Origin of the sequence: Streptomyces yokosukanensis, from assembly GCF_001514035.1 — a bacterium.
In the GTDB taxonomy this organism is placed as follows: Bacteria; Actinomycetota; Actinomycetes; order Streptomycetales; family Streptomycetaceae; genus Streptomyces; species Streptomyces yokosukanensis.
In genome coordinates this window covers 386786-401588 of record NZ_KQ948208.1, presented here as the reverse complement: position 1 = coordinate 401588, position 14803 = coordinate 386786, and the positions used below count along the sequence as shown (strand labels likewise).

Genomic DNA, 14803 nt, shown 5'->3' with positions numbered 1-14803 from the left:
ACCCCTGGCCAGCACGATTCGGCCACTCCCCCAAGTGACGCGGCTCACCTAATCACACCTGTTTCAGGTGGGGGAAGGGCTTTCTGCACCAGATGGGCAAGAACTTGCCGAGGTGTTGTTTCCCCCGGTTTTCACAGTGCCTTCACAGGTGTGGGAGCGGTTCCCGCTATGACGTCCGGCGCAGTGCGCGCAGTCCGCGCAACCCGATGGCTCCGACGACCGTCCCCAATACGAAGGAAACGACCGCCAGCAGCAGGTGCACCCAGAAGTACGCGGTCGGGTGACCGCCGTCGAACGCGAGCCCGCTGCTGTCCTTGACGAGATTCTTGACGAAAGTGACCCAGATGACCCAGCTCCACACCCCGAAGGCGAGCAGGAACCAGGAGACCGGGCGGCTGAGTTTCACAGCGACTGACCTTTCCGCGCAGCACCGGGCACCCGAAGGCGGCCGGGGGTCCGGGGGACGTCCCCCGGGTGGGCACAGCATGCGACCAGTATCGCCGTCGCGTGTCCGGTTCCGTCTCGGGGGTCGGGCGGGAGACGGGACTTCGCCCTGCGCCCCGGGTACGTTCTCGTCCGTGCCCGCACCGAAGCCGACCGGCAGGCGATCCCTGCTGGTCACCTCCGCCACCCTGCTGTCCCTGTCCGCCACGGCGCCCGCCGCCCTCGCCGCCCCGCCCCCCGGGGCGAGTCCCACGGCCACGCCCCCGGCCCGGATGTCCACCGTGGGCGGCGAGCGGCTCGGCCAGCCCGGCACCCAGGTCAATCTCGCCCCGGGCGTGCCCGTTCTGCCCAAGGACATCACCGCCCGCTCCTGGATCGTCACCGACGCCGAGTCCGGCGATGTGCTCGCCGCGCACAACGCGCACTGGCAGCTGCCGCCGGCGAGCACGCTGAAGATGCTCTTCGCGGACACCCTGCTGCCCCGGTTCCCGCGGACCATGGAGCACAAGGTGGTGCCGTCCGACCTCGCGGGCATGGGTGTCGGCTCCAGCGTGGTCGGGATAAAAGAGGGCCGCACCTACAACGTCCGCGACCTGTGGCTCGGGGTCTTCCTGCGCTCCGGCAACGACGCCGTGCACGTGCTGTCCGCCATGAACGACGGGGTCGCGCAGACCGTGAAGGACATGCAGGCCCACGCCGACGAGCTGCAGGCGCGGGACACGCATGTGATCTCGCCCGACGGCTACGACGCTCCGGGCCAGGTGTCGTCGGCGTACGACCTGTCCCTGATCGCCCGCTCCGGGCTGCAGAAGAAGGACTTCCGCGACTACTGCTCGACCGTCCACGCCAAGTTCGGCGACGCCGAGATCCAGAACACCAACCGGCTGCTGAGCGGCGACGCCGACGTCCCCGTCTACCAGGGCATCGCGGGCGTGAAGAACGGCAACACCACCAACGCGGGCGCCACCTTCACCGGGGTCGCCGAGCGCAACGGCAGGGTGCTGCTGGTCACGGCGATGAACCCGGAGAAGCACGACCACAACGAGGTCTACAAGGAGACGGCCAAGCTGTTCGACTGGGGCTTCCGGGCGGCCGGCAAGGTCAACCCGGTGGGCGAGCTGGTGCCGCCGAAGAGCGCCCTGCCGAGCCCCGGGGCGAGCGCCTCGGCCGGGCAGTCCGCGGGGCCCCACGGGTCCGGCTCGAAGCCGGTGGCCGACGCGACCGCCGAGTCCGGCTCCGGCGGCGTCGGCATCGCCGCGGCCATCGCGGGCGGGGTGCTGGTGCTGCTCGCGGGCGGCGTGTTCCTGATCAATCGCCGGTGGCCGCTGCCGGACCTGATGCGCCGCCGGCCGCGTCCGTGACCTCGGCGCGTCCGGTGGCCTCGGGGCTCCGCGTCGCCGTCCAGGAGGCGCAGAAGAGGATCAGTTTCGCGGTGAAGTTGATCCACAGCAGCAGCGCCACGGGGACGCCGAACGCGCCGTACATGCTCTTCGCGGCGACTCCCTGGATATAGCCGCTGAGCAGCAGCTTGAGCAGTTCGAAGCCGACCGCGCCGAGCAGTGCGGCCACCAGCAGGCGGCGGCGCGGCGGCTCGACCCCGGGCAGCAGGGTCAGGACGTAGATCAGGACCAGGAAGTCGGCGAGCACGGCGACGGCGAACGCGGCGATCCGCAGCAGCAGGCTCCCCCAGCTGTATCCGGCCAGCCCGAGATGGCGTGAGACCAGGCCGACGGCGGCCGAGGCGAACGTGGACGCGGCGAGCGTGACCAGCAGGGCCCCGCCGAGGCCGAGGAGGATGCCGGCGTCCTTGGCCTTGGCGAGGAACGGGTTCTCCTGGCGTTCGGCCAGCTCCCACACCGCGCGCAGGCACTCCCGCATCTGGCCGACCCAGCCGATGCCGGTGAGGAGCAGCACGGCGCCCGCGATGACGCCGACGGTGCCGGCGTTGTGGACGAGCGAGGAGAGGTCCAGCCGGCTGGAGACGACACCGGGGAACTGCTCGGAGATCTTGAGCTCGACGGTCTTCTGCCGGTCCGGGCTGAGCGTCGCGGCGCTGACCGCGGCGACCAGGGTCAGCAGCGGGAACAGCGCCACGAAGCTGATGAACGTCATGGCGGCGGCCAGCCGCGTCCACTTCACCCGGTCCAGCCGCTCGTAGCAGTGCCACGCGTGCGTCTCCGTCAGCCGGGCGACGGCCGGCCCGATGCCGGGGAGTCTTTTCAGCCAGTCCATGATCGCTTCCTGCCCCCGACGGCACGCTCGTATGACATCCCACTAATCACCCATTGTGTGGAGCCCGCGAATGTTCAGTAACTAACCACCCATACCTGGGCGATACGGTCACCGACATGCCTGGATCCACGGTGAAGGACGCCTTCGGCCTCCCCCATTCCCTGCTCGTCCTCGGCGGCACCTCCGAGATCGCGCTGGCCACCGCGCGCCGGCTGATCGCCCGCGGCGCGCGCACGGTATGGCTGGCGGGCCGCCCCTCGCCGGCCCTGGAACAGGCCGCCGAGCACCTGCGCACCCTCGGCGCGGACACCCGCACCGTCGCCTTCGACGCCCTCGACCCCGAGTCCCACGAGGGCGCCCTCGGCAAGGTCTTCACCGAGGGCCCCATCGATCTGGTGCTGCTCGCCTTCGGCATCCTCGGCGACCAGGCCCACGACGAGCGCGACCCGGTACGTGCCGTCCGGGTCGCCCAGACCAACTACACCGGCGCCGTCGGCGCGGGCCTGGTCGTCGCCCGCGCCCTGCAGACCCAGGGCCACGGCTCGCTCGTGGTGCTGTCCTCCGTCGCCGGCGAGCGGGCCCGCCGCGCCGACTTCATCTACGGCTCCAGCAAGGCCGGCCTCGACGCCTTCGCCCAGGGCCTCGGCGACGCCCTCCACGGCACCGGCGTGCACGTCATGGTCGTACGCCCCGGACACGTCCGTACGACGGCCTTGGCGGGCCGGGAGCGGATTCCGCTCGCCACCACCCCGGAGGCGGTCGCCACGGCCATCGAGCTGGGGCTGCGCCGGCGCTCCGAAGCGGTGTGGGTGCCGGGCGCGCTCCGCCTGGTGATGACGGCGCTGCGGCACATCCCGCGCACGCTGTTCCGCAGGCTGCCCCTGTAGCCCGGGGCGCGAAGAGCCCTGAGGGATGCCGCCTACGGCAGGGCGCCGCTGCGGCCCACCTCACGCAGGGCACCGGGCTGCGCGGGCACCACCGATCCTCCGAAGGTGTACTCCCGCAGCTTGCGCCAGACCCCGTCGGCGCCCTGTTCGTGGAACGCGAAGCCGGTGCACGGCCACTGCGCGTCGAAGCCGGCCAGCTCCTCGAAGGCGCGGTCCATCGCGGCCTCGTCGATGCCGTGCGCGACGGTGACGTGCGGGTGGTAGGGGAACTGCAGCTCGCGCGCCAGCGGGCCGGACGCGTCCCGCACCCGCTGCTGGAGCCATGCGCAGTCCTCGGCGCCCTGGACGACGCGGACGTAGACCACCGGGGACAGCGGACGGAACGTGCCGGTGCCGGACAGTCGCATCGGGAACGGGCGGCCGACCCCGGCGACCTCGGTGAGATGCGCCTCGACGGCCGGCAGCTGCGCCGCCGCGACCTCGGTCGGCGGCAGCAGTGTGACGTGCGTGGGGATGCCGTGAGCCGCGGCGTCGCCGAAGCCCGCGCGCCGCTCCTGGAGCAGGCTGCCGTGAGGCTCCGGGACCGCGATCGACACGCCGATCGTTACGGTCCCCACGTCGTCTCCTGTCGTCGCGTCTGTCGTCTTCGGCCGTCTCGTCCGGGCCGTCGGCATCGACTGTACGGCTATGGATGTCCTGTGGGCAGGCGCAGCGGAAGTGATGTGCAGCGCTCCGCCCACTCGGACGTGTGTACGGTCGTGCGCCTCAGCGCCGGTGCGTGCGTCTCAGTGCTTCGCCGGCAGGAAACCGACCCGGTCGTAGGCCTGCGCGAGCGTCTCCGCGGCGACCGCGCGCGCCTTCTCCGCGCCCTTGGCGAGGATCGAGTCGAGCGTCTCGGAGTCGTCCAGGTACTGCTGGGTGCGCTCCCGGAACGGCGTCACGAAGTCGACCATGATCTCGGCGAGGTCGGTCTTGAGGGCGCCGTACATCTTGCCCTCGTACTCCCGCTCCAGCTCGGCGATCGACGTGCCGGTGAGCGTGGAGTGGATGGTGAGGAGGTTCGACACGCCCGGCTTGCTCGCCGCGTCGTAGCGGATCACGGTGTCGGTGTCGGTGACGGCGCTCTTGACCTTCTTGGCGGTGGCCTTGGGATCGTCGAGCAGGTTGATCAGGCCCTTCGGCGTGGACGCCGACTTGCTCATCTTGATCGACGGGTCCTGGAGGTCGTAGATCTTCGCCGTCTCCTTGAGGATGTACGGCGCCGGGATCGTGAACGTCTCGCCGAAGCGGCCGTTGAAGCGCTCGGCCAGGTCGCGGGTCAGCTCGATGTGCTGGCGCTGGTCCTCGCCGACCGGCACCTCGTGCGCCTGGTACAGCAGGATGTCGGCGACCTGAAGGATCGGGTACGTGAACAGGCCGACGGAGGCCCGGTCGGCGCCCTGCTTGGCGGACTTGTCCTTGAACTGGGTCATCCGGCTCGCCTCGCCGAAGCCGGTGAGGCAGTTCATGATCCATGCGAGCTGGGCGTGCTCGGGGACATGGCTCTGCACGAAGAGCGTGCAGCGGTCCGCGTCCAGGCCGGCGGCCAGCAGCTGCGCAGCGGCGAGCCGGGTGTTGGCCCGCAGCTCCTTCGGGTCCTGCGGGACCGTGATCGCGTGCAGGTCGACGACCATGTAGAACGCGTCGTGGGACTCCTGCAGGGCAACCCACTGGCGGACGGCGCCGAGGTAGTTGCCGAGGTGGAACGAGCCGGCGGTGGGCTGGATGCCGGAGAGCACGCGGGGTCGGTCAGCGGTGGCCATGTCGCCCATTCTCTCATCGGCCGAGGGTGGGATCGGCCCGTGAGGTGGGGGGTGGTTCCGGTGCGTGGGGGACCGCGGACCGTGTGTGGCTGGTCGCGCCCCGCGGCGGAGCCGCACATCTGATGCGGCCCCGCGGCCCTGGCGTGCTGCCCCGCAGGGCGTCCATCAGCCCAGGTCGATCTCCGGGTAGAGCGGGAAGCCCGCCACGAGGTCGGTCGCGCGGTGGGAGATCTCGTCGGCGATCTTCTCGTCCAGGATGTGGGCGGCCTTGCTCGGCGCACCCGACTTGGTGGTGCCCGGCTCGGTGGTGGTGAGGACGCGGTCGATCAGGCCCGCCACCTCGTCCATCTCCGCCGCGCCCAGGCCCCGGGTGGTCAGGGCGGGCGTGCCGATGCGGATGCCGGAGGTGTACCAGGCGCCGTTGGGGTCGGCCGGGATGGCGTTGCGGTTGGTGACGATGCCGGAGTCCAGCAGGGCGGCCTCGGCCTGGCGGCCGGTGAGACCGTAGGAGGAGGTCACGTCGATCAGGCTGAGGTGGTTGTCCGTGCCGCCGGTGACCAGGGTGGCGCCGCGCCGCATGAGGCCTTCGGCCAGGGCGCGGGAGTTGTCGACGATGCGCTGGGCGTAGTCCTGGAAGGAGGGCTGCCGCGCCTCGGCGAGGGAGACGGCCTTGGCGGCCATGACGTGCGGCAGCGGACCGCCGAGGACCATCGGGCAGCCGCGGTCGACCTGGTCCTTGAGGGAGTCGTCGCACAGGACCATGCCGCCGCGCGGGCCGCGCAGCGACTTGTGGGTGGTGGTGGTGACGATCTGGGCGTGCGGGACCGGGTCGAAGTCGCCGGTGAAGACCTTGCCGGCGACGAGGCCCGCGAAGTGGGCCATGTCGACCATCAGGGTCGCCCCGACCTCGTCGGCGATCTCGCGCATGATCCGGAAGTTCAGCAGCCGCGGGTAGGCCGAGTAGCCGGCGATGATGATCAGCGGCTTGAACTCGCGGGCCTGGGCGCGCAGGGCCTCGTAGTCGACGAGGCCGGTGGCCGGGTCGGTGCCGTAGGAGCGCTGGTCGAACATCTTGCCGGAGATGTTCGGGCGGAAGCCGTGGGTGAGGTGGCCGCCGGCGTCCAGGGACATGCCGAGCATGCGCTGGTTGCCGAAGGCCTGGCGCAGCTCGGCCCAGTCGGCCTCGGAGAGGTCGTTGACCTGGCGGGCGCCCGTCCTCTCCAGGAAGGGAACCTCGACCCGGCCGGCGAGAACGGCCCAGAAGGCGACGAGGTTGGCGTCGATGCCGGAGTGCGGCTGGACGTAGGCGTGGCGGGCGCCGAAGAGTTCACGGGCGTGCTCGGCGGCCAGTGCCTCCACCGTGTCGACGTTGCGGCAGCCGGCGTAGAAGCGGCGGCCGATGGTGCCCTCGGCGTACTTGTCGCTGAACCAGTTGCCCATCGCGAGGAGGGTCGCCGGGGAGGCGTAGTTCTCGGAGGCGATCAGCTTGAGCATCTCGCGCTGGTCGGCGACCTCCTGGCCGATGGCGTCGGCGATGCGCGGTTCGACGGTGCGGATGACGTCGAGGGCGGCGCGGAAGGCGATGGACTCGGTGGAGAGGGAATGCTGCTCGGGCATGAGGACCTCCGGACGGTGTGCTTACAGCGTTCACGTTCGGCCCAGGCGCACGGCACTCTTTACCGCTCGGGCCGCTCCCCGATGGTCCGTCCCATCCCAGCGCGCCAGTCACGGCCCGCGGATCAGCCTACCGGGCGTGTCCGGCGTGGCAGGCCCTCGTCCACCATGCGAGCGAGGATAAGAAGGAGCCCACCGTCGTGTTCGCGCCGGATCCGGGAGAGGCCATGACCGCTGCTGAAGACCTCGTCGCCGCCGCCGAGGCGCACTGCGCGCCCACCTACCGCCCGCTGCCGGTCGTCGTGGCCACGGCGCAGGGGGCGTGGATGACGGATGTGGAGGGGCGGCGGTATCTGGATCTGCTGGCCGGGTACTCGGCGCTCAACTTCGGGCACGGCAACCGGCGGCTGATCGAGGCGGCGAAGGCGCAGCTGGACCGGGTGACGCTGACCTCCCGCGCCTTTCTGCACGACCGGTTCGCCGCGTTCTGCGCGGAGCTGGCCGACCTGTGCGGCATGGAGATGGTGCTGCCGATGAACACCGGCGCGGAGGCGGTGGAGAGCGCGGTGAAGACGGCCCGGAAGTGGGGGTACCGGGTGAAGGGGGTGCCCGCGGAGATGGCGAAGATCGTCGTCGCGGGCGGCAATTTCCACGGCCGTACGACGACGATCATCAGCTTCTCCACCGACCCGGAGGCGCGGGCCGACTTCGGGCCGTACACGCCCGGCTTCCAGATCGTGCCGTACGGCGATCTGACCGCGATGCGGGAGGCGCTGACGGAGAACACCGTCGCGGTGCTGCTGGAGCCGATCCAGGGCGAGAACGGGGTGGTCGTGCCGCCGGCCGGCTATCTCCCGGCCGTCCGGGAGCTGACCCGGGAGCGGAACGTGCTCTTCGTGGCCGACGAGATCCAGTCGGGGCTGGGCCGGACCGGGCGGACCTTCGCGTGCGAGCACGAGGGGGTGGCTCCGGACATGTATGTGCTGGGCAAGGCACTGGGCGGCGGGATCGTGCCGGTGTCGGCGGTGGTGTCGAGCGCGGAGGTGCTCGGGGTGTTCCGGCCGGGCGAGCACGGGTCGACGTTCGGCGGGAATCCGCTGGCCTGCGCGGTGGCGTTGGAGGTGATCGCGATGCTGCGGACGGGCGAGTTCCAGGCGCGGGCGGCCGAGCTGGGCACACGGCTGCACCGAGAGCTGGGCTCCCTGCTCGGCACGGGCCGGGTGACGGCTGTGCGGGGGCGCGGCTTGTGGGCGGGCGTGGACATCACGCCGAAGATCGGCACCGGGCGGGAGATCTCGGAACGGCTGATGGACCGGGGCGTCCTGGTGAAGGACACCCACGGGTCCACCATCCGCATCGCACCGCCGCTGGTCATCTCCGAGGAGGACCTGGACTTCGGGCTCGACCAGCTCCGCGCGGTGCTGGAGGCCTAGAGGATCACATGGGGCAGGAAGCGGGCGTACTCGTCGGTGATCAGGCCCGAGGACTCGCGGATGCCGAGACCGGCCGGGGCGTTCTGGACGACCCAGGCGCCGAGGACGACGTGGTTGCAGTCGAAGGCGGGGAGCGGGGCGAGCTGCTGGTAGCAGCAGGGTTCGTCGCGGAGTACGGCCGGGGCGCCCGGCTGGTGCACGGTGACGCCCTCGCCCTCACGGCCGAGCAGGGGTTTGGCGACGTAGCCGGCCGAGGAGGCCAGCTCGCGGGGGCCGTCGAGGTAGGCGGGGCGGAGGTTGGGGTGGCCGGGGTACAGCTCCCAGAGGATCGCCAGCAGGGCCTTGTTGCTCAGGAGCATCTTCCAGGCGGGTTCGATCCACAGGGTGGTGCCGGTGCCGCCGCCGTTGTCGAGGGTGTCCAGGACGTGGCCGGCGAAGGCGTCGGTGGTGAGCCACTCCCAGGGGTAGAGCTTGAAGATGCCGCGGATGAAGCGGAGTTGGTTGTCGACGAAGCGGCCGGAGAGGCTGTCCCAGCCGATCTCCTCCATGGACAGCCAGTCGGTGTCGAGGCCGGCCTGTTCGGCGGTCTCCTTCAGATAGGCGACCGTCATCAGGTCCTCGCCGAGTTCGTCGGCCGAGGAGTGCGCGAAGTGCAGCGGGCTGCCGGGCGCGAGGAGCGGGGCCTGGGTCCGCCAGGCGTCGACGAGGCGTTCGTGCAGGGAGTTCCACTGGTCGGCGCCGGGGAAGCGGTCCTCCATCCAGAACCACTGGGGCGAGGCGGCCTCCACCAGGGAGGTCGGGGTGTCGGCGTTGTACTCCAGGAGCTTGGCGGGTCCCGCTCAGCCGCCGGAGCTGTGGTGACCGCCGCCGAAGCCGCCGCGGTGGACTCCGTGGCCGTCGCGGGAGGAACCGCCGGAGCCCTTGCGGGGCTTGGTGAAGGAGCCGCCGTCCACCCAGGAGCCCTTCTTCTTGCCGCCGTAGTACCAGTCGGCGTTCACGGCCGCCTTCGTCGTCCTGCAGTTCTTGTCGGAGACGACCTTGTAGCCCTTGGCGAGGTGGTGGCTGCCGCGGTCGACGCAGCGCTTGTCGGGTTCGGACGAGCAGGCGGTGAGGGCGGCGGCCAGCAGGCCCACGCCGCCGAGGACGACGGTGCCGGAGCGCAGCCTGCGGCGCGCGTTCTCCATGGTGGTGCTCCCCCGTGTGTTCGTCGGACCGCGTGTTCGTCGGACTTCCGGTTCAGCCTAGAGATCGGTGAGAACCGTCGCACAGGCAGCCTGCGGCTTTACCTCTCGCCTAGAGTCCCTTTGTGTTGTTTGGAATGGTGTGCGCCCTCGGCGCGGCGGTCTGCTTCGGTACCGCGACGGTTTTGCAGGCGGTGGCCGCGCGGACGGCCGGTACGGGTGGGGGTGGCGAGGCGGCCCTGCTGCTGCGGGCGCTGCGGCAGTGGCGGTATCTGGTCGGGCTGGCCCTGGACGGGCTGGGTTTCCTGTTCCAGATCGCCGCGCTGCGGTCGCTTCCGATCTATGCGGTCAGCGCGGCCCTGGCGTCGAGCCTGGCGGTGACCGCGGTGGTCGCGGCGCGGCTGCTGCGCGTGCGGCTGAGCGGCACGGAGTGGGGCGCGGTGGGTGTGGTGTGCGCCGGACTCGCGATGCTGGGGGTGGCGTCCGGGCCGGAGGGGAGCGGGGACGGGTCGGACACCCTGCGGTACGTGATGCTCGCGGTGGCGGTCGGGATGCTGCTGCTGGCGTTCGCCGGCGGGCGGCTGTCCGGGGCGGGGCGGGCGCTCGTGCTGGGGCTCGGGGCCGGCTTCGGGTTCGGGGTGGTGGAGGTGGCGGTCCGGCTGATCGAGGACCTGGCTCCGCTGCACCTGCTCACCAACCCGGCGACCTACGCGCTGCTGATCGGCGGAGGCGCCGCCTTCATCCTGCTGACCTCCGCCCTGCAGCGCGGTTCGGTGACCACGGCCACCGCCGGCCTGGTGATCGGCGAGACGATCGGTCCGGCGGCGATCGGCGTGATCTGGCTGGGCGACCGCACCCGCGAGGGCCTGGCCTGGCTGGCCGTCCTGGGCTTCCTGGTGGCGGTGGCGGGTGCGCTGGCGCTGGCGCGGTTCGGCGAGGCGCCGGCGGAAGCGGAAGCCTGAGAGGTTCCGCCCGGCCGGCATCCGCGGTGTGTGCCCCGCACCGTCGGGGAGCGGCGGCGCCCCCCGCGGCGCAACCGATCCGCCAACGATGATGCGGCAGCCGGACCCCTTCGACCAGGAGTTTGTTTTTCCGGAACTGGTGCTTCAGGAAAATGGGCTTCCTCCATGTGCAGGAGAGACGGCTCAAGCAACCCGCCACGAGGGAGTGCAGGATGGACAAGGAAGCTCTGCGGGGGCTCCTGCAGCACAAACGCGCGCTGATCGACCCCGCCGACGTGGGCTGGCCGCGGCGCACCGGGCGTGGCCGGCGTTCCCCGGGACTCTCCCAGGCCCAGGTGGCGCAGGCGCTGTTCGTGTCGGAGCGCACCTACGCCCAGCTGGAGCGAGGGGAGATGCCCTCCGCCACGGCCGAGTTCCTCGACAGTGTGGCCCGGGTCCTGCGGATGGCGGAGCCGGAACGGACCGCCCTGTATGTCTACGCCCTCGGCCACAAGCCGCCCTTCCCCATGGACCTGCGGGCCGGTACCAGCGTGGACGCGGCCTGGCGCACGGCGATCGGCACCGTGTCGGGCCTGCCGTGCTACGTCAACGACGTGGCCTGGAACCTGCTGGCCTGGAACGACGACTTCGTGCGGCTCTTCCCCCGCAAGGCCGACGCCGAGCCGCGGCTGCCCGAACGCAACCTCATCCGCTGGATGCTGCTGCGTGAAGAGGCCCGCGAACACCACCTGGTCGACTGGGAGGGACGGTGGGCGGGGCCGGTGGCGGCCCAGTTGCGGGCGGCGGTGGCGGCGCATCCGGACAACCAGGACCTGCGACAGCTGGACGCGGAGGTAAACGACGACGCCGTCGCGGGGCCGATCTACCGCAAGCACGACATCGCCTACGTCCAGCGCGACGGAGACACCCGTCCCGTGCGGCACCCGGACCTCCCCGCCGCAGGGCCGGGCGAGGGCGCGGCGGCCGACCGGTGCTGCGCCGACCACGCCCCGTCCCGCATCGGCACGGTGACCATCTGCGCGGCGCAGCCGCTGCGGTCGCCCGGCGCACAGTTCTCCTTCCTGGTCTTCAGACCGGCTGGCTGACGGCGCCCCGGGCGCCGCCGCGTCCGCTGCGACAGGGGTTACGGCAGCACCCTGCACAGCGCGTCCAGCGCTCCCGCCCACGCGCTGTCCGGCGGGGTCGCGTAGCCCACGACCAAGGCGTCCAACGGCTCGGCAACCGCCTCCTCGTGGCGGTGGAAGGACAGGCCCTGCAGGGCCAGGCCCTGCCAGGCCGCGGCCTGGATCACGGACTGCTCCAGGCCCGTCGGCAGGCGCAGCACCGCGTGCAGGCCGGCGGCGATCCCGGTGACCGTGACCTCGGGCGCGCGGGCGGCGACGGAGGCGGCGAGCGCGTCCCGGCGGCGCCGGTAGCGCAGCCGGGAGGAGCGGACGTGGCGGTCGTAGGCGCCGGAGGTGATGAACTCGGCGAGGGTGAGCTGCTCCAGCACCCCCACCGTGTCGATGCCGCCCTTGGCCGCGGCCGCCTCCTGCGCCAGGGCCGGGGGCAGCACCGTCCAGGCCAGCCGCAGTCCGGGGGCCAGGGACTTGCTGGCGGTGCCGAGGTAGACCACTCGGTCGGGGTCGAGGCCCTGGAGGGCGCCGACGGGCTGGCGGTCGTAGCGGAACTCGCCGTCGTAGTCGTCCTCCAGGACCAGCCCGCCGGTGTGCCGGGCCCAGTCCACGACGGCGGCCCTGCGGTCGGGGTGCAGGGCCGTGCCCATGGGGAACTGGTGGGCGGGGGTCAGCAGCACCGCGCCGGCGTCGCCCGGCACACGGGTGTCCGTGCCGAGGTCGTCGTAGGCGAGCGCGGGGGTGGCGAGGCCCGCCTGCCGGAGCAGGCCCCGGTAGGCGTCGAGGCCGTAGGACTCGACCGCCACCGTGCGCACCCCGCGCGCCTTGAGCACCGTGCCGAGGATCCGCAGGGCGTGCGCGAAGCCGGAGGTGATCAGGATGGCCTCCGGGTCGGTCCGCACGCCGCGGACGCGGGCGAGATAGCCGGCGAGGGCGGTGCGCAGTTCGGGGCGGCCGCGCGGGTCGCCGTAGCCGAGGGCGTCGTACGGCGCGGTGGCGAGGGCGCGGCGGGCGGCCCTGAGCCACTCGGTGCGGGGGAAGGCGGCCAGGTCGGGGCTGCCGGGCAGCAGGCTGTACGTCGGCCTGGCGGGCCGCCCGTGGCGCTGTGCCGCTCCCCTGCCGTCCGCCCCGGCCGGGGTCGCGGCGGACGGTGGGGCCGCGGCGACTCGCTCCGCCACCCGGGTGCCGGAGCCCTGCCGGGCGGTGAGCCAGCCTTCCGCCACGAGGTCCGCGTAGGCCTCGGCGACGGTGTTGCGGGCGATGCCGAGGTCGACGGCGAGGGAGCGGGAGGAGGGCAGCCGGGTGCCGGGGGCGAGCCGGCCGGTGCGGACGGCGTCGCGCAGGGCGTCGGTCAGGCCCCGGCGCAGCCCGCCGGAGCCGGTCGGTTCGAGATGCAGGTCGACGCCCAAAGTGGCCCAGGATTCCGCCATGGAAATGGACCATACTCCTGGGCTGCCTGGATCCTAGGGTCGAAGCATGAACACTGCACAGGAACCCGTCGAGTACGCCACCGAACACGCCCCCCGGATGCGCTTCGCCGAGCACGCCCCGGCGGTGTACAAGGCGATGATCCGGCTGGACGCCGCGGCCAGGCAGGGGCTGGACCCCAAGCTGTACGAGCTGGTGAAGATCCGCGCCTCGCAGCTCAACCACTGCGCGTTCTGCCTCGACATGCACACCAAGGACGCGCTCGCGGCCGGCGAGACCGTCCAGCGGATCGTGCAGCTCGGCGCCTGGGAGGAGTCGCGGCACTTCTACACCGAGAAGGAGCTGGCTGCGATCGAGCTGACCGAGGCGGTCACCGTCCTGACGGACGGCTTCGTGCCGGACGAGGTGTACGAGAAGGCCGCCAAGCACTTCGAGGAACCCGAGCTGGCCCAGCTGATCTCCGCGATCACAGTGATCAACGCCTGGAACCGGATCGGTGTGACCACCCGGATGACCCCGGGCCACTACCAGCCCGGTCAGCACCAGTGAGCCGTACGCAGGTACTGGACCCGGCCGTCGGGCAGGCGATGTCCGCGCTCAGCGCGGCCGCGAAGAAGGGGCTCGGTGATCCCGCCCTCGCCGAACTGGTCATGATCCGCGCCTCGCAGCTCAACCACTGCGCGTTCTGCCTCGACATGCACCTCCGACTGGCCCGCGGGAACGGGGAGTCGGAGGACCGCGTCCAGCTCCTCGACGCCTGGGAGGAGGCCGGGGACCTCTACAGCGAGCGGGAGCGGGCCGCGCTCGCGCTGACCGAGGCGGTGACCGTGCTCACGGACGGCGTGTCGGACGAGGTGTACGCGCGGGCCGGGAAACACTTCACCGAGGTCGAACTCGCCCATCTCATCGGCCTGATCACCGTCATCAACGGCTGGAACCGCCTGATGGTCAGCCGTCGTGTCCAGCCAGGGGGTTACCAGCCATGAACAAGGTCGAGGTCTTCCGCGCGCTGCATCGGAGGCGCGCCCAGGACGATCCGCTGGTCCTGCCCGGACCGTGGGACGCGGCCGGCGCCCGGGTGTTCGTCGAGGCCGGGTTCCCGGCGCTGGCGACGCCGAGCGCCGGGGTGGCGGCGTCGCTCGGGTACGACGACGGGTCCACGCCGGCCGACGAGATGTTCGCGGCGGTCGCCCGGATCACCCGGGCGGTGGACGTGCCGGTGTCGGCGGACATCGAGAGCGGGTACGGGCTCGCGCCGAAGGAGCTGGTGGAGCGGCTGCTGGAGGCCGGTGCCGTGGGCTGCAACCTGGAGGACTCGGCCGGCGGGGTGCTCAAGGATCCGCGCGAGCAGGCGGAGTTCCTCGCCGAGTTCCGGGAGGCCGCGGCCGGCCGGCTGTTCCTCAACGCCCGCGTCGACGTCTTCCTCCACGGCGACAAGAACCCCGAGAAGGCCATCGAGCGGGCGGCGGCGTACGTGGCGGCGGGCGCCGACTGCGTCTACCCGATCTTCGCCCCGGCGGACGTGCTGCCGCTGCTGCGGGCCGGGATCCAGGTCCCGATCAACATCAACGCCCGCCCGGACGGCGAGGGCCCCTCGTCCGCCGAACTCGGCGAACTCGGGGCCACCCGCATCACGTTCGGGCCGGGACTCCAGAGGATGGCGACGGCCGCCCTGCGGGAGATCGCCGGCAGTCTCGTCCGGTAG

The 14803-nt window shown here is 71.9% G+C and carries 15 protein-coding genes, 1 pseudogene and 1 riboswitch; of the genes and pseudogenes, 8 read left to right on the top strand and 8 right to left on the bottom strand.

The features are described from left to right. Window positions 1–166: 166 nt before the first annotated feature. Window positions 167–406 carry an SCO4848 family membrane protein gene (locus tag AQI95_RS08415; RefSeq protein WP_067119778.1) on the bottom strand — a complete coding sequence of 80 codons (240 nt, stop codon included), beginning with the start codon at window positions 404–406 and terminating at the stop codon, window positions 167–169. 172 nt (window positions 407–578) lie between these two features. On the opposite strand from AQI95_RS08415, the gene AQI95_RS08410 reads away from it, so the two are divergent. Next, window positions 579–1805, top strand: a complete 1227-nt coding sequence (locus AQI95_RS08410; protein WP_067119775.1) for a D-alanyl-D-alanine carboxypeptidase family protein — start codon at window positions 579–581, stop codon at window positions 1803–1805. Here AQI95_RS08410 and AQI95_RS08405 read toward each other — a convergent pair. After that, a complete protein-coding gene (locus AQI95_RS08405) occupies window positions 1753–2676 on the bottom strand; it encodes a YihY/virulence factor BrkB family protein (RefSeq protein WP_067119770.1) in 924 nt (307 codons plus the stop codon). The two genes, AQI95_RS08410 and AQI95_RS08405, sit on opposite strands and share 53 nt — an antisense overlap. Before the next feature lie 131 nt (window positions 2677–2807). Between AQI95_RS08405 and dprE2 the strand changes: the two genes are divergently transcribed. After that, window positions 2808–3563, top strand: coding sequence for a decaprenylphospho-beta-D-erythro-pentofuranosid-2-ulose 2-reductase (gene dprE2 / locus AQI95_RS08400; RefSeq protein WP_067119767.1), 756 nt, complete (start codon window positions 2808–2810; stop codon window positions 3561–3563). Window positions 3564–3595: 32 nt separating this feature from the next. Here dprE2 and AQI95_RS08395 read toward each other — a convergent pair whose 3' ends face one another. From AQI95_RS08395 to AQI95_RS08385, 3 genes are all read right to left on the bottom strand, one after another. After that, window positions 3596–4180, bottom strand: a complete 585-nt coding sequence (locus AQI95_RS08395) for a 2'-5' RNA ligase family protein (protein WP_067119765.1) — start codon at window positions 4178–4180, stop codon at window positions 3596–3598. A gap of 168 nt (window positions 4181–4348) precedes the next feature. Next, on the bottom strand, window positions 4349–5365 hold the full coding sequence (gene trpS / locus AQI95_RS08390) for a tryptophan--tRNA ligase (RefSeq protein WP_067120430.1): 1017 nt from the start codon (window positions 5363–5365) through the stop codon (window positions 4349–4351). Between the two features lie 165 nt (window positions 5366–5530). Then, entirely contained in the window at window positions 5531–6982 is a 1452-nt protein-coding gene (locus AQI95_RS08385) for a glycine hydroxymethyltransferase (protein WP_067119761.1), read from the bottom strand. A 32-nt stretch (window positions 6983–7014) separates the two neighbouring features. Further along, a riboswitch (ZMP/ZTP riboswitch) is annotated at window positions 7015–7104 on the bottom strand. 102 nt (window positions 7105–7206) lie between these two features. Here AQI95_RS08385 and rocD point away from each other — a divergent pair. Next, window positions 7207–8412, top strand: a complete 1206-nt coding sequence (rocD, locus tag AQI95_RS08380; RefSeq protein ID WP_067120428.1) for an ornithine--oxo-acid transaminase — start codon at window positions 7207–7209, stop codon at window positions 8410–8412. On the opposite strand, the pseudogene AQI95_RS08375 reads toward rocD, so the two are convergent. Both AQI95_RS08375 and AQI95_RS08370 read right to left on the bottom strand, forming a co-directional pair. Continuing rightward, a pseudogene (locus tag AQI95_RS08375) lies at window positions 8409–9248 on the bottom strand (glutathionylspermidine synthase family protein); the annotation flags it as partial. The gene rocD and the pseudogene AQI95_RS08375 overlap by 4 nt on opposite strands. Before the next feature lie 3 nt (window positions 9249–9251). Next, window positions 9252–9596, bottom strand: a complete 345-nt coding sequence (locus AQI95_RS08370) for a hypothetical protein (RefSeq protein WP_067119758.1) — start codon at window positions 9594–9596, stop codon at window positions 9252–9254. A gap of 134 nt (window positions 9597–9730) precedes the next feature. On the opposite strand from AQI95_RS08370, the gene AQI95_RS08365 reads away from it, so the two are divergent. Both AQI95_RS08365 and AQI95_RS08360 read left to right on the top strand, forming a co-directional pair. Then, on the top strand, window positions 9731–10555 hold the full coding sequence (locus AQI95_RS08365) for a DMT family protein (RefSeq protein WP_067119755.1): 825 nt from the start codon (window positions 9731–9733) through the stop codon (window positions 10553–10555). A 212-nt stretch (window positions 10556–10767) separates the two neighbouring features. Then, window positions 10768–11640, top strand: coding sequence for a helix-turn-helix domain-containing protein (locus tag AQI95_RS08360; protein ID WP_067119752.1), 873 nt, complete (start codon window positions 10768–10770; stop codon window positions 11638–11640). Between the two features lie 38 nt (window positions 11641–11678). On the opposite strand, the gene pdxR is transcribed toward AQI95_RS08360, so the two are convergent. Continuing rightward, complete coding sequence (gene pdxR, locus AQI95_RS08355; RefSeq protein WP_067119749.1) at window positions 11679–13100, bottom strand: MocR-like pyridoxine biosynthesis transcription factor PdxR; 1422 nt, start codon at window positions 13098–13100, stop codon at window positions 11679–11681. 46 nt (window positions 13101–13146) lie between these two features. Here pdxR and AQI95_RS08350 point away from each other — a divergent pair, with 46 nt between their 5' ends. From AQI95_RS08350 to AQI95_RS08340, 3 genes are read left to right on the top strand one after another with little or no spacing between them, the layout of a single operon-like run. After that, complete coding sequence (locus AQI95_RS08350) at window positions 13147–13647, top strand: carboxymuconolactone decarboxylase family protein (protein WP_067119746.1); 501 nt, start codon at window positions 13147–13149, stop codon at window positions 13645–13647. Beyond that, the gene (locus tag AQI95_RS08345; protein WP_079071134.1) at window positions 13644–14084 is read left to right on the top strand and encodes a carboxymuconolactone decarboxylase family protein; all 441 of its coding nucleotides are present in this window, start codon (window positions 13644–13646) and stop codon (window positions 14082–14084) included. The genes AQI95_RS08350 and AQI95_RS08345 overlap by 4 nt, the downstream gene beginning before the upstream one ends. Next, on the top strand, window positions 14081–14803 hold the full coding sequence (locus AQI95_RS08340) for an isocitrate lyase/PEP mutase family protein (protein ID WP_067119743.1): 723 nt from the start codon (window positions 14081–14083) through the stop codon (window positions 14801–14803). The genes AQI95_RS08345 and AQI95_RS08340 overlap by 4 nt, the downstream gene beginning before the upstream one ends.